The 13,091-nt window shown below is 70.1% G+C and carries 10 protein-coding genes; 3 read left to right on the forward strand and 7 right to left on the reverse strand.

Annotation, left to right across the window (positions count from 1 at the left end; translation table 11 throughout):
- Position 1: 1 nt before the first annotated feature.
- A complete protein-coding gene (locus LR269_RS12330) occupies positions 2-1,444 on the reverse strand; it encodes a dipeptidase (RefSeq protein ID WP_231431071.1) in 1,443 nt (480 codons plus the stop codon).
- Between the two features lie 37 nt (positions 1,445-1,481).
- On the opposite strand from LR269_RS12330, the gene LR269_RS12335 reads away from it, so the two are divergent.
- Entirely contained in the window at positions 1,482-2,069 is a 588-nt protein-coding gene (locus LR269_RS12335) for a DUF3043 domain-containing protein (RefSeq protein WP_231431072.1), read from the forward strand.
- A 70-nt stretch (positions 2,070-2,139) separates the two neighbouring features.
- On the opposite strand, the gene LR269_RS12340 is transcribed toward LR269_RS12335, so the two are convergent.
- The gene (locus tag LR269_RS12340) at positions 2,140-3,288 is read right to left on the reverse strand and encodes an alkaline phosphatase family protein (RefSeq protein ID WP_231431073.1); all 1,149 of its coding nucleotides are present in this window, start codon (positions 3,286-3,288) and stop codon (positions 2,140-2,142) included.
- 75 nt (positions 3,289-3,363) lie between these two features.
- Here LR269_RS12340 and LR269_RS12345 point away from each other — a divergent pair, with 75 nt between their 5' ends.
- A complete protein-coding gene (locus LR269_RS12345; RefSeq protein WP_231431074.1) occupies positions 3,364-5,838 on the forward strand; it encodes a DNA topoisomerase (ATP-hydrolyzing) subunit A in 2,475 nt (824 codons plus the stop codon).
- Between the two features lie 163 nt (positions 5,839-6,001).
- Here LR269_RS12345 and LR269_RS12350 read toward each other — a convergent pair whose 3' ends face one another.
- On the reverse strand, positions 6,002-8,080 hold the full coding sequence (locus LR269_RS12350; protein ID WP_231431075.1) for a type IIA DNA topoisomerase subunit B: 2,079 nt from the start codon (positions 8,078-8,080) through the stop codon (positions 6,002-6,004).
- Positions 8,081-8,226: 146 nt separating this feature from the next.
- Here LR269_RS12350 and LR269_RS12355 point away from each other — a divergent pair, with 146 nt between their 5' ends.
- Positions 8,227-8,460, forward strand: coding sequence for a hypothetical protein (locus tag LR269_RS12355; RefSeq protein ID WP_231431076.1), 234 nt, complete (start codon positions 8,227-8,229; stop codon positions 8,458-8,460).
- A gap of 81 nt (positions 8,461-8,541) precedes the next feature.
- On the opposite strand, the gene LR269_RS12360 is transcribed toward LR269_RS12355, so the two are convergent.
- The 4 genes from LR269_RS12360 to LR269_RS12375 form a co-directional block, all read right to left on the reverse strand.
- On the reverse strand, positions 8,542-9,279 hold the full coding sequence (locus LR269_RS12360; RefSeq protein ID WP_231431077.1) for a type 1 glutamine amidotransferase: 738 nt from the start codon (positions 9,277-9,279) through the stop codon (positions 8,542-8,544).
- The gene (locus LR269_RS12365) at positions 9,276-10,436 is read right to left on the reverse strand and encodes a Mur ligase family protein (RefSeq protein ID WP_231431078.1); all 1,161 of its coding nucleotides are present in this window, start codon (positions 10,434-10,436) and stop codon (positions 9,276-9,278) included. The genes LR269_RS12360 and LR269_RS12365 overlap by 4 nt, the downstream gene beginning before the upstream one ends.
- 118 nt (positions 10,437-10,554) lie before the next feature.
- Positions 10,555-11,883 (reverse strand): RNA polymerase sigma factor, encoded by a 1,329-nt coding sequence (locus LR269_RS12370; protein WP_231431079.1) that lies wholly within the window; start codon positions 11,881-11,883, stop codon positions 10,555-10,557.
- 269 nt (positions 11,884-12,152) lie between these two features.
- On the reverse strand, positions 12,153-13,079 hold the full coding sequence (locus LR269_RS12375; RefSeq protein WP_231431080.1) for a proteasome assembly chaperone family protein: 927 nt from the start codon (positions 13,077-13,079) through the stop codon (positions 12,153-12,155).
- Positions 13,080-13,091: the final 12 nt, after the last annotated feature.

The raw sequence follows: 13,091 nt of genomic DNA on the forward strand, positions 1-13,091 counted from the left end.
ATCATTCCGTCGTGCGGGCGTCCAGTCGCGCGAGGAACAGCGTCTCGGCCAGCACCGAGCGCCGGAAGACGCCGAGGTGCAGCGACTCGTTCGGACTGTGCGCGCGCGAGTCGGGGTCCTCGACTCCGGTGACGAGGATCTGGGCGGCGGGGAACTCGTCGACGAGCTCGGCGATGAACGGGATCGAGCCGCCGACGCCCATCTCGACGGGCTCGCGCCCCCAGGCCTCGGCCATCGCGGCGCGAGTCTCCGCCACGGCCCAGCCGGTCGTGTCGACGAGGAACGGCTGCCCAGTGTCGACGTCGTCGAAGGTGAGTCTCGCGCCGAACGGTGCGTTCGCCTCGAGGTGCGTGCGGATGGCCTCGTACGCCTCCCTTGCGTCCTGCCCCGGCGCGACGCGCGCGCTCACCCGGACCTTCACACCGGGCACGAGCGTGTTCGAGGCGTTCGCGATGTCGGGGGCGTCGATGCCGGTGATCGTGATCGAGGGCTTCGCCCAGATGCGCGAGAGGATCGAGTCGCGACCGACGGGTTCGACCCCGTCGAGCAGTCCCGTCTCGGCGCGCAGCTGCGCCTCGTCGTACTCGGGCGTCTCGAAGTCGGCCGACGTCAGCCCCTCGACCGCGACGGCGCCGTCCGCGTCCCACAGTGTGTCGAGCAGCCGGATGGCGGCGAACATCGCGTCGGGCACCGCCCCGCCGAACATGCCCGAGTGCGAGGCATGGCCCAGCGTGTCGATGCGCAGGTTGAACGCGACGGCTCCGCGCAGCGCGACGGTGATCGCGGGCGTCTCGAGGTCCCAGTTGCCGGAGTCGGCGACGATGATCGCATCGGCGGCGAGGAGCTCGCGGTGTTCGCGCAGGAAGTTGCCGAACGACTGCGAGAGGTACTCCTCCTCGCCCTCGATGAAGACGGCGATGCCGAGGTCGAGGTCGGGGCCGAGCGCCTCGGTGAGGGCGCGGATCGAAGCGACGTGCGCCATGATGCCGGCCTTGTCGTCGGCCGCACCGCGGCCGTACAGCCGGTCGCCGCGGAGGGTCGGCTCGAACGGCGCGGAGTCCCAGTCCTCGTCCTTGCCGGGGGGCTGGACGTCATGGTGAGCGTAGAGGAGCACCGTCGGGCGGCCGTTGCGCGCGGCACGGTGCGCGATCACGGCGGGCGCGCCGAGCTGCGGCTCGGCATCGTCCTCGGCGCCGGCGACCGGGGCGCGGCGGACATCCACGAGGTCGAAGACGCCGAGCCCGCGGACGAGTTCGGCGACGGCTTCGGCGCTCGCGTGCACGTGCGCCGGGTCGAAGGCCGGCCACGACACCGACGGGATCTTCACGAGACGGGTGAGGTCGGCGATCGTCGACGGGAAGCCCGCCTCGACGGCCGCCCGCAATTCGTCGGCCTTCGGGGTGGTCGCCGCGGATCCCGCAGCGGTGGGGAGAGAGTCGGTCATGCCGGTAATCTTAAGGGGAACCGATTCGAGGGATCCCGTGGCAAAGCACCCCAACAGCACCGATCAGCCGAGCGCCGAGTCGCTCGAAGAGACCCAGGCGCGCCTGAAGCAGGGCGGCAAGGGCGCCCCCACCCCGACGCGCGCCGAGCGCGAGGCCGCGAACAAGCGCCCGCTCGTTCCGAACGACCGCAAGGAGGCGGCGAAGCAGGCCCGCGCGAAGGCGGCCGATGCGCGCGAGAAGGCCCGCGTCGGCATGGCGATGGGCGACGAGAAGTACCTGCCCGCCCGCGACCGCGGCCCGCAGAAGAAGTACGTGCGCGACTACGTCGACGCACGCTTCAGCGTCGGCGAGGTGCTCATCCCTGTCATGTTCGCCGTGATCGTGCTGACGTTCATCCCGAGCGCCGAGATCCAGGCGGCGAGCATCATGCTGCTGTGGGCGTTCTTCCTGATCGCGCTCGTCGACGTCGTCATCCTGGGCTTCACGCTGCAGCGGAAGCTCACGGCGAAGTTCGGCGAGGGAAAGGTCGAGCGCGTGCGCTGGTACGCGGCGATGCGCGCCCTCCAGCTGCGTGCGCTCCGTCTTCCGAAGCCTCAGGTGAAGCGCCGCCAGTACCCGGCCTGAGCACGGTTCAGCGCCGATCGACTCCGTCACGGCCCGGTCGAGGGATGCCTCGTGCCGGGCCGTCGTCGTCTCACCCCCGTGCGAACGCCCCGAGCCTGATGAACGGCACGCGCATCTCCTCGTCGGTGAGCGAACCGTGCTGCCCGATCATCTTCTCGGCCTGCCGGTCGGCGAGTCGGGCGTCGTAGTAGGCGATGCCGGCCCGCGCCGCGACCAGCAGGTCGCCGATGCGCGGTGCGACCACGGGGTCGACGTCGCCGAAGAGCCGCGCCCCGATCGCCTCGGCGCGGGTCATGACCCATGCCCGGCGCGACTCCGCTTCACGCCACGCTGCGACGACCGACGCACGCTCGGGTTCGTCGAGGCCGGGTTCGAAGTAGAGCTGCAGGCAGCGCGGCTCGCCGCCGACGTGCCGTACGCCGTCGACGAGCGCCGGCCTGGCGTCCACGAACACGTGCCGGTGCGCGGGAACGTCGACCACGCCGTGGTCCGCCGTGACGACGAGGCCCGTGCCACGAGGCATCCGCTTCTCGAACGACGCCGCCTCGGCGTCGAGCTGTTCGAGGAGCCCGAGCCAGCGGTCGGACTCCCAGCCGTGCGCGTGCGCGGCCTGGTCGAGTTCGGGCACGTAGAGGTAGACGAGCGCCGGTTCGCCGGACGAGAGCACGTCGAGCGCAGCGGAGAAGCGATCGGAGATCGACGCGCCGGCCACGTAACGGGCTCCGCGCAGCACTGCGCGCGTGAATCCCGAGTCGACGTACCGGGGTGCGCCGATCGCGACGGCGTCGACCCCTCGCTCCCCTGCCGCCTCGAAGACCGTGCCCCGTCGTTGCCAGGTCTCCGGTCGCATCCGGTCGTCCCAGCCGTTCAGCTGGTTCACGAGGCGATCGTTCGCCCCGTCGAGCGTGCGGTAGCCGACGAGGCCGTGCTCGCCGGGACGCGCAGCCGTCGTGAGGCTCGCGAGCGCCGCCGCCGTCGTCGACGGGAAGACGGTGCGCGCGACATCCCGCTTGCCGAACCGCGATGCGAGGAAGCGGGCGTGACCGGCGCGGCCCCGGAGGTTCGCGGCGCCGAGCCCGTCGACGAGCAGCACCACCGCGCTGCGCGACGCCGGGAAGCCCAGTGGGTTCGCCTCGCCCGAGAGGCTCGCGAGGCAACTCTCGAGCACCTCGGTGAGGTGCGGAGGCGTGTCGGCGGGCACCGGTAGCATGGCAGACATCGCGCCCAGTCTGGCATAGGCAGGGCGCGCCCCCGTTCCACCGCGTGCTCGGCACGCACGGCACAGAGAACACGGATGACCCGAGCCAAATCGCAGCCAGCCGACGACCCGATCGTCGAGCGCATCGAAGACGTCGACGTCGCCACCGAGATGCAGGGCTCGTTCCTCGAGTACGCCTACTCGGTGATCTACTCGCGCGCGCTTCCCGACGCCCGTGACGGACTCAAGCCCGTGCAGCGTCGCATCATCTACCAGATGACCGAGATGGGCCTCCGGCCCGACAAGGGCCACGTGAAGTCGGCCCGAGTGGTCGGCGAGGTGATGGGCAAGCTCCACCCGCACGGTGATACGGCGATCTACGACGCGCTCGTGCGCATGGCGCAGCCGTTCACGCTCCGGGTGCCGCTCGTCGACGGCCACGGCAACTTCGGTTCGCTCGACGACGGCCCCGCGGCCCCGCGGTACACCGAGGCCCGGCTCGCCTCCCCCGCGCTCGCGATGGCCGAGGGACTCGACGAGGACGTCGTCGACTTCGTGCCGAACTACGACAACCAGCTCACGCAGCCCGAGGTGCTGCCGAGCGCGTACCCGAACCTGCTCGTGAACGGCGCCAGCGGCATCGCCGTCGGCATGGCGACGAACATGGCGCCGCACAACCTGATCGAGGTCGTCGGCGCGGCGCGTCATCTCATCGCGCATCCGAACGCGACGCTCGACGAGCTCATGGAGTTCGTGCCGGGCCCAGACCTGCCGACCGGCGGCACCATCGTCGGCCTCTCCGGCATCAAAGACGCGTATGCGACCGGCCGCGGCAGCTTCAAGACCCGTGCGAAGGTCTCGGTCGAGCAGCTGACGGCGCGCAAGACGGGGCTCGTCGTCACCGAGCTCCCCTATCTCGTCGGCCCCGAGAAGGTCATCGAGAAGATCAAAGACGGCGTGAACGCCAAGAAAATCAACGGCATCTCCGACGTCACCGATCTCACCGACCGGGCGAACGGCCTGCGACTCGTCATCGGCATCAAGACCGGCTTCAGCCCCGATGCGGTGCTCGAACAGCTCTACCGGCTCACGCCCCTCGAGGACTCGTTCAACATCAACAACGTCGCACTCGTCGACGGCGGGCCCCAGACGCTCGGCCTCCGCGAACTCCTGCAGGTGTACGTCGGCCACCGCATCGCGGTCGTCACCCGGCGGTCGGAGTACCGGCTCGCACGTCGCCGTGAGCGCCTGCACCTCGTCGACGGCCTGCTCATCGCGATCCTCGACATCGACGAGGTCATCCAGGTCATCCGCTCGAGTGACGACACCGCGGCTGCTCGCACCCGCCTGATGGAGGTGTTCGACCTCAGCCAGGTGCAGGCCGAGTACATCCTCGAGCTGCAGCTGCGCCGGCTCACGAAGTTCTCCCGCATCGAGCTCGAGGCCGAGCGCGACCGGCTCCGCGCCGAGATCGAGGAGCTCGAGACGCTGCTCGCGAGCCGCCACCGCATCGAGGCGCTCGTCTCCGACGAGCTCGCCGAGGTCGCCGAGCGGTTCGGCACCCCTCGCCGCACGCTCCTCACCGATGCCCGGCCGTCGATCGCGGGAGCTGCCGCCAAGCGCGCCGCAGCCGTCCTCGAGGTGGCCGACGTGCCGTGCCGCGTCTTCCTCTCGGCGACGGGGCGCATCGCCCGCGTGGACCTTCCCGAGGGTCCCGACGGCCCCCCGTCGATCTCCCCGCCTGCCCGGCGCAGCAAGCACGACGCGATCCGTTCGTCGCTCGACACGACGAGCCGTTCCGAGATCGGCGCGGTGACGAGCCTCGGCCGCCTCATCCGGTTCACGCCGGTCGACCTGCCGATGCTGCCGCCGACCTCGGTGCAGCTCGGCGCCGGCGTGAAGATCGGCGACTACCTCGCCCTGCCGAACCGCGACGAGCGCGTCCTCGCCATCGTCTCGCTCGACGCCGACCGCTCGATCGCGCTCGGCACGAAGCAGGGCGTCGTCAAGCGCGTCGCGACGGGGGCCTATCCGAGCAAGCCCGAGTTCGAGGTGATCGGGCTCAAGGCGGGCGACGAGGTCGTCGGCGCCGTGCAGGGCGACGAGACCGACGAACTCGTGTTCGTGGCTTCCGATGCGCAACTGCTGCGGTTCCCGGCTGCGTCGGTGCGCCCGCAGGGCTGCCCTGCCGGCGGCATGGCCGGCATCAACCTCGGCAGTGGTGCGCACGTCATCCACTTCACGAGCGTGCCCGCGGTCTCCGCCGAAGCGACCGTCGTCGTCACTGTCGCCGCTTCGAGCGACACCTTGCTCGGCACCGACCCCGGCAGCGCGAAGGTGAGCGACTTCGGCGAGTTCCCCGCGAAGGGCCGGGCGACGGGCGGTGTGCGCGCGCAGCGGTTCCTCAAGGGCGAGGACGCACTGCACCTCGCGTGGGTCGGCGTTTCGCCCGCCTTGGCCGTCGGCACGGACGGCTCGTCGCGCGACCTGCCCGATTCCGGTGCGAAACGGGATGCCTCGGGGCAGGCGCTCGGCGCGGTCATCGGCGCGGTCGGCCGGCGGATCGGCTGATCGCCGAGGTCAGCGGTCGGCCGTCCCGGCCGATCCGATTCGCGCCGCCGGGGTGACCCGGCGAGTCGGTCACGGCGTGTTCGGCGCTGGTCGACACCGATGCGCCGGCGATCGCACGACACCCCGCCTCCGGCGTTGACCGGAGGCGGGTCGGGACGGACGATCAGGCGTCGATGCGGTCCCGCTCGAGGGCGTCGGAGCTCTCGATGATGAATTCCTTGCGCGGCGCGACGTCGTTGCCCATGAGGAGCTCGAACACACGACCCGCGTTCTCGGCGTCGCCGATGCCCACCCGTCGCAGCGTGCGGTGCCGACGGTCCATCGTCGTGGTGGCGAGCTGATCAGCGTCCATCTCACCGAGTCCCTTGTAGCGCTGGATCGGGTCCTGGTAGCGCTTCTTCTGCTTGTCGAGCCCGGCGAGCACGCCGGCGAGCTCCGCTTCGGAGTACGTGTAGATCGTCTCGTTGGGCTTCGAGCCGGGGTTCATCACCACCACCCGGTGCAGCGGCGGCACCGCGGCGAACACACGACCCTCTTCGATCATCGGGCGCATGTAGCGGAAGAAGAGCGTGAGCAGCAGCGTGCGGATGTGCGCGCCGTCGACGTCGGCGTCGGCCATCAGGATGACCTTGCCGTAGCGGGCCTGCGAGAGATCGAAGCTGCGTCCCGAGCCGGCGCCGATCACCTGGATGATCGACGCGCACTCGGCGTTGCCGAGCATGTCGGCCACGCTCGCCTTCTGCACGTTCAGGATCTTGCCTCGGATGGGCAGCAGCGCCTGGTGCTCGCTGTCGCGCGCGAGCTTCGCGGTGCCGAGCGCCGAGTCGCCCTCGACGATGAAGAGCTCCGAGTGGGCGACGTCGTTGGAGCGGCAGTCGACGAGCTTGGCCGGCAGCGACGAGCTCTCGAGCGCGTTCTTGCGCCGCTGCGTCTCCTTGTGGGCGCGTGCGGAGATGCGCGACTTCATCTCGGCGACGACCTTGTCGAGCAGCAGCGCCGACTGCGTCTTGTCGTCGCGCTTCGTCGACGCGAAGCGCTCCTTCAGCTCCTTCGTGAGCACGTTCGAGACGATGCTGCGCACGGCGGGCGTGCCGAGCACCTCTTTCGTCTGGCCCTCGAACTGCGGCTCGGGAAGGCGCACCGTGATCACGGCGGTGAGACCGGCGAGCACGTCGTCCTTCTCGAGCTTGTCGTTGCCCGCCTTGAGCCGGCGTGCGTTCTGCTCGACCTGCTGCCGCAGGAACTTCAGCAGGCCCTGATCGAATCCGGCCTGGTGCGTGCCGCCCTTCGGCGTGGCGATGATGTTCACGAACGAACGCATGACGGTCTCGTAGCCCGTGCCCCACCGCAGTGCGATGTCGACCTCGCACTCGCGGGAGAGCTCGGTCGGCACCATCGCCCCCGTCTCGCTCAGGACGGGCACGGTCTCGGTGAAGTGACCGGAGCCGGTCAGGCGCCAGATGTCGGTGATGGGCGAGTCGGGCGAGAGGTGCTCGACGAACTCTGAGATGCCGCCCTCGAACTGGAAGGACGTGGTGTGCGGCGTCTCGCCGCGCTCGTCGGTGACGTCGATCGCGAGTCCCGGCACGAGGAACGCCGTCTGCCGTGCCCGGCCGAGCAGCTCGTCGGTCTGGAACTCGGCGCCCTTCGTGAAGATCTGGCGGTCGGCCCAGTACCGGATGCGCGTGCCGGTCACGCCCTTGGCGACCTTGCCCACCACGCGCAGCTCGCTCTGCTTCTCGAAGGGGGTGAACGGCGCTTCGGGCGAGGGCGAACCCGAATCGGCGAAGACGCCCGGCTCACCGCGGTGGAAGGACATCGCGTACGTCTTGCCGTCGCGGTCGACCTCGACATCGAGTCGCTCGCTCAGGGCGTTCACGACCGAAGCGCCGACGCCGTGCAGGCCGCCCGAGGCCGCGTACGACCCCGACCCGAACTTGCCGCCGGCGTGCAGCTTGGTGAAGACGACCTCGACGCCGGTGAGCCCCGTCTTGGGTTCGACGTCGACGGGGATGCCTCGTGCCCGGTCGCGCACCTCCACGCTGCCGTCGGGGTGGAGCAGGACGCCGATCTCGGTGCCGTGACCGGCGAGCGCCTCATCGACCGAGTTGTCGATGATCTCCCAGAGGCAGTGCATGAGGCCGCGCGAGTCGGTCGAGCCGATGTACATGCCGGGGCGCTTGCGCACCGCCTCGAGCCCTTCGAGGACGGAGAGATGGCGGGCGGAATAGTCGGAGCTCACGTCGAACAAGCCTAGTGAGCGCGGCCGACACCGGAGTGCAGGCGCTACGCGCTGAGCGAAATGCCCGGCGGAACGGAAGTCCCCCGCTGCTCCGCGTGTTTTCATTGATGAACAGAAGATCGAGCATGAGCGACGGAGGAGGAGCCATGACCCAGTACACCGAAACCACCGGTGCGGTCGAAGTCGAGACCCCCTACGAGCTCACGGCGCTCGACCGCTGCGACGCCTGCGGCGCCCAGGCCTACATCCGCGTCGTCGTTGCGAGCGGCGAACTGCTGTTCTGCGCCCACCACGGCCGCAAGCACCAGGAGAAGCTCTCGCAGATCGCACAGAGCTGGCACGACGAGAGCGATCGCCTCCTCGCCGACGACCGCAACTGACGACCTGACGCACGACACGAGCAACGCCCCGGCAGGACCGGGGCGTTGCTTCGTTGCGGGGCGGTGGCGGCCGCCGAACGCTCAAGCGTCGGGCGCCTCGACGCCGGCGGCGCGTGCTTGCACCGAGCGTGCCGCGGCCGCGTAGCCGTCGACCTCCTCGGAGCGCCCCCCGGGCGTGTAGTCGACCCCCGCGCGCTCGGCCATGATCGTCAGCAGGCGATCGGCGAAGGCCGGGTTCTTCGCGAGCACGGGGCCGTGCAGGTGGGTGCCGAACACCGAGCCCATGACCACGCCCTCCTGTCCGGAGTCGCGGCCGTTGCCGCCACCCGCGAGCACGCGGCCGAGGGGCGAGCCCTCGGCCCCGATGTAGTCGCGCGCATGGTTCTCGAAGCCGACGAGCATGCCGAACGCGGGTGAGCGCACGACGAGGTCGCCCGTGACGCGCTCGGCACGCGGCACGGCCCGCCCCGGGAGGATGCCGAGTCCCTCGATGCTGCGACCGTCCCCGGTCTCGATGCCCCAGCTGAGCAACTCCCAGCCGGTGCCGACGCCGAGGATCGGTACGCCCTCGGTGCCCCACCGCCGGAGTTCGTCGTGGAGTCCGAGGAGCCGTTCGCGGCTCGCCTCGAGCGAGGCGTCGCTGCCGGAGCCGAGCACGACCGCGTCGACGCGGTCAGGCAGCACGGCGGCGTCGTCGACGGCACGGACGTCGGCCTCCAGGCCCGCCCACCGCGCGCGCATCGCGAGCACCTGCGCGTTCTGCGCGTCCCCGTTGGTGTTCTGCAGCGTCGGCAGCAGCGAGACGATCGTGAAGCTCATTCGGTACCCGTCAATCCGAGGTGCGCCCTCGTGCGGCGCATCGAGTCGGCCGAGAAGACGATCGTCTTCACGCCGGCGGTCGGCGCGGGTGCAGCGAGGAAGTCGTCGAGCGCGCGCGCCAGGTCGGGCTCGATGCGATCGATGCCGACGCCGTCGTAGGCGAGCATGAGCGCGGCCTCTGCCGCCTTCGATCCGCTGACGATCGCAACCCGTCGGAGCGACGACGCGTCCGCCGGCCAGAAGTACGACGGATCACGGACGTCGGACCCGATCGCGAAGAGGATGTCGCTCGTGCCGGGTTCGATGCTGTCCACGTTGAGCTGGTAGCTCGCAGGGTTCTGCACGAGCACGAACTCGACCTCCTGTCCTCGCACGGTCACTCGCTCGCCCCGGCCGAACACGGCGGGGATCGCGTCGAGCGCTCGCGCCGCGGTCTCGCCCGAGAAGCGTTCGCCGAGCACGGCCTTCGCCGTCGAGTACGCTGCCGCGGCGTCGACCGCGTAATGCGTTCCGCGTGCCGGCAGCCCGGCGACGACCCGACGACCTTCGTCGAGGAGCGTGGTCGTGCGACCCTCGACCGAGTCGATCACGACTCCTGCGGCGGGGTCGAGACGCGTCGTCGACGTCTCGGTGTAGCCGAGCCCCCGCGGCGCCGCGTCGAGGACCGATTGCGAGACGCCGAAGCGTCGCACCGAGACATCCGGCCCGACCTTCTCGGCGAGCCGCTCGAGGTAGGCGTCGTCGGCGTTCACGACGACCGACTCCCCCGCCCGGGCGGCGATCCGGCCGAGCATGCCCGCGACCATCTCGGAGTCGTGGAACCGGTCGATCTGGTCGACCATCACGTTCGTCAGGCAGACGACGCGCGCGTCGACGCCCTGCATGACGAGCGCGCCGTGGCCCTCGTCCATCTCGAGGACGGCGACCTCGCCCGGCACCCGGCCCCGCCAGTCGGCCTGCTCGAGCAGCGCCGAGGTCAGCCCCTGGCTGATGTTCGCGGTCGACGGGTTGGTGAACACGTCGACGCCGTGCTCGCGGAGGATCGCGACGAGCATCTTCGTCGTCGTCGACTTGCCCGCCGATCCGGAGACCACGACGAGCCCCTGCGGGAATCCCGACAGGGTGCGCTTCAAGTAGTTCGGCGCGATCCGGTTCACGACCAGACCGGGAACGGCAGAGCCGCCGCCCGGCTTGCGCAGCCGGGCGGCGAATCTGGTGAGTCTGCCGACGAGGATCGCCGGCCCATAACACAGGGACCCAGCGCGCACCGGCGGCCTACTCGAGGTAGTCGCGCAGCGACTGCGACCGTGAGGGGTGGCGGAGCTTCGCCATCGTCTTCGACTCGATCTGGCGGATGCGCTCGCGGGTCACGCCGAACGTGTCGCCGATCTGGTCGAGGGTCTTCGGCATGCCGTCGCCGAGGCCGAAGCGCATCCGGATGACGCCCGCCTCGCGCTCGCTCAGGGAGTCGAGGAGCGACTCGAGCTGCTTCTGCAGCATCGTGAAGCCCACGGCGTCGGCCGGCACGACCGCCTCGGTGTCTTCGATCAGGTCGCCGAACTCGCTGTCGCCGTCCTCACCGAGCGGCGTGTGCAGCGAGATCGGCTCGCGGCCGTACTTCTGCACCTCGATGACCTTCTCGGGGGTCATGTCGAGTTCGCGGCTCAGCTCTTCGGGCGTGGGCTCGCGCCCGAGGTCCTGCAGCATCTGGCGCTGCACGCGGGCGAGCTTGTTGATGACCTCGACCATATGCACGGGAATGCGGATGGTGCGGGCCTGGTCGGCCATCGCGCGCGTGATCGCCTGGCGGATCCACCACGTGGCGTAGGTCGAGAACTTGAAGCCCTTGGTGTAGTCGAACTTCTCGACCGCGCGGATGAGACCGAGGTTGCCCTCCTGGATGAGGTCGAGGAACTGCATGCCTCGACCCGTGTAGCGCTTCGCGAGCGAGACGACCAGACGCAGGTTGGCGCCGAGCAGGTGGCTCTTGGCGCGCTGGCCGTCCTTCGCGACCCACTGCAGCTCGCGACCGAGCTGCGACCGCTTCTCGGTGTCGCTCATCTGCGACAGCTTCTCCTCGGCGAAGAGTCCCGCCTCGATGCGCATCGCGAGCTCGACCTCTTCGGCCGCGTTCAGGAGCGCGACCTTGCCGATCTGCTTGAGGTAGTCCTTGACCGGGTCGGCCGTCGCGCCCGTGATGGTGGACGAGTAGACCGGCACCTCGTCTTCGTCGTCGGAGGCGCGCAGCACGAGCGCACCCGTCGGGTGCGGTTCGATGGCGACGGGCTTCGCGTCGTCGTCCTCGTCGGTCGCCTCGTCGTGGGCCCCCTCGGCGGCGTCGGTCTCGACCACCTCGAGGTCGGCGGGGTCGACCTCGTCGTCCTCTTCGTCGTCGGCGGCCTTGCCCTTCGCCTTGGTGCGGGGCTTCGCGGCGCTCTTGGCCGTGCTCGTGCGAGGCGTCTTCGACGCCGTCGTGGTCTTCGCAGCCGCCTTCGCGGCGGGCGCCTTCGCAGGCGCCTTGCTCGCAGTCGACTTCGCGGCGGTCTGGCGCTTCGCGGCCGGCTTCTCAGCCTCGGCCTCGGCCTTCGCCTTCGTCGTTGCCATACGTTTGAACCTCTCCTACCGTCGCGCGGCGTGTGCCCTCTCGGAAGGCGCGGCTCGTGCATTCGGTCCGGTCGTTTTCGGACACTATGAGGACCCATGTCAAGTCCGCGTGGATGGCACGGTCTCGATCGTGCCCGCGAACCCGAACGGGTCCTGCCTTAATTATACAGGTCCTGAACGATCGACGCGCACGCCCGACGCCCCGCCGCACATCCACAGACAACGTCGGCGGGCCACCCGCCATTCCCCGGATCGGACGGTCCTCGCGTTCAGGCGCCTCGCGGGGGTTCGTCGTCGCGCGACCGACGGAAGGCCAGGAACTTCTCGAGCTCTGCCGCGATCTCGTCGGCGCTCGGCAGTTCGCCGTCCTCGTCGGTGAGCGGGGATCGCAGGGTCGTGCCCTCCATGTAGGCGTCATGCCGCCCCTCGAGGGTGCCCACGAGCTTCGCGAGCTCGCCGTTCTCGGCGACCTGCTCGTCGATTCGTGCGATGAAGTCGCGCCCCTGCTCGCGGAGCGCGTCGGTCGGGAAGATGCGACCCGTCGCGGCACTGATCGCCTCGAGGGCGGCGATCGCGGCCGACGGATACTCGGTGTCCGCGAGGTAGTGCGGGATGAGCAGCACGAAGCCCGTCGTCGGATGCCCGAGCTCGACGAGCCGGTACTCGACGAGGTGCAGCGCGTTGCCCGGCACCTGGGTCGTCGGACGCCAGACAGACATCGTGTCGATGAGCTCGTCCCGGTTGCCGCTCACGGTCACCCGGATCGGGCGCGTGTGCGGCACCGGCATCGGAATCGAGTTCACCCAGGTCGTCGACGCCACCTGCAGTTCGTCGATGAGCTGCAGCACGGCCGCCGTGAACCACTCCCACTTGAAATCGGGTTCGAAGCCGGTGAGCAGCAGGAAGGGCCGGCCGAGCTCGTCGCGCGCGAGCTCGAGCTCGATCCGCGGAGGCGTGTACTCGGTGAAGTGGTCGCCCTCGAAGAGCATGATCGGTCGCCGAGCACGGTAGTCGAGGAGCTCGTCGACGTCGAAGGTCGCGATCGATGTCGTCTCGAGCGTCTCGCGCAGGTACTCGGTCGTCTGCGCGACCGCCCCGCCGGCGTCGGCGAAGCCGGTGAGCCCGGCGACGAGCGGGAGCCCCGGCGGCACCGACACGTCGACGTTCAGCTCGTACAGGGAACGGGGATCGCGCATGTTTCCAGCCTA

The organism is Agromyces sp. S2-1-8, from assembly GCF_021129215.1.
Lineage (GTDB): Bacteria > Actinomycetota > Actinomycetes > Actinomycetales > Microbacteriaceae > Agromyces > Agromyces chromiiresistens.

Bases quoted from the DNA above. Each gene is read 5' to 3' on its own strand.
- LR269_RS12330 (WP_231431071.1), bottom strand. From the start codon at position 1,444: ATGACCGACTCTCTCCCCACCGCTGCGGGATCCGCGGCGACCACCCCG.
- LR269_RS12340 (WP_231431073.1), bottom strand. From the start codon at position 3,288: ATGTCTGCCATGCTACCGGTGCCCGCCGACACGCCTCCGCACCTCACC.
- LR269_RS12345 (WP_231431074.1), top strand. From the start codon at position 3,364: ATGACCCGAGCCAAATCGCAGCCAGCCGACGACCCGATCGTCGAGCGC.
- LR269_RS12355 (WP_231431076.1), top strand. From the start codon at position 8,227: ATGACCCAGTACACCGAAACCACCGGTGCGGTCGAAGTCGAGACCCCC.
- LR269_RS12360 (WP_231431077.1), bottom strand. From the start codon at position 9,279: ATGAGCTTCACGATCGTCTCGCTGCTGCCGACGCTGCAGAACACCAAC.
- LR269_RS12370 (WP_231431079.1), bottom strand. From the start codon at position 11,883: ATGGCAACGACGAAGGCGAAGGCCGAGGCCGAGGCTGAGAAGCCGGCC.
- LR269_RS12375 (WP_231431080.1), bottom strand. From the start codon at position 13,079: ATGCGCGATCCCCGTTCCCTGTACGAGCTGAACGTCGACGTGTCGGTG.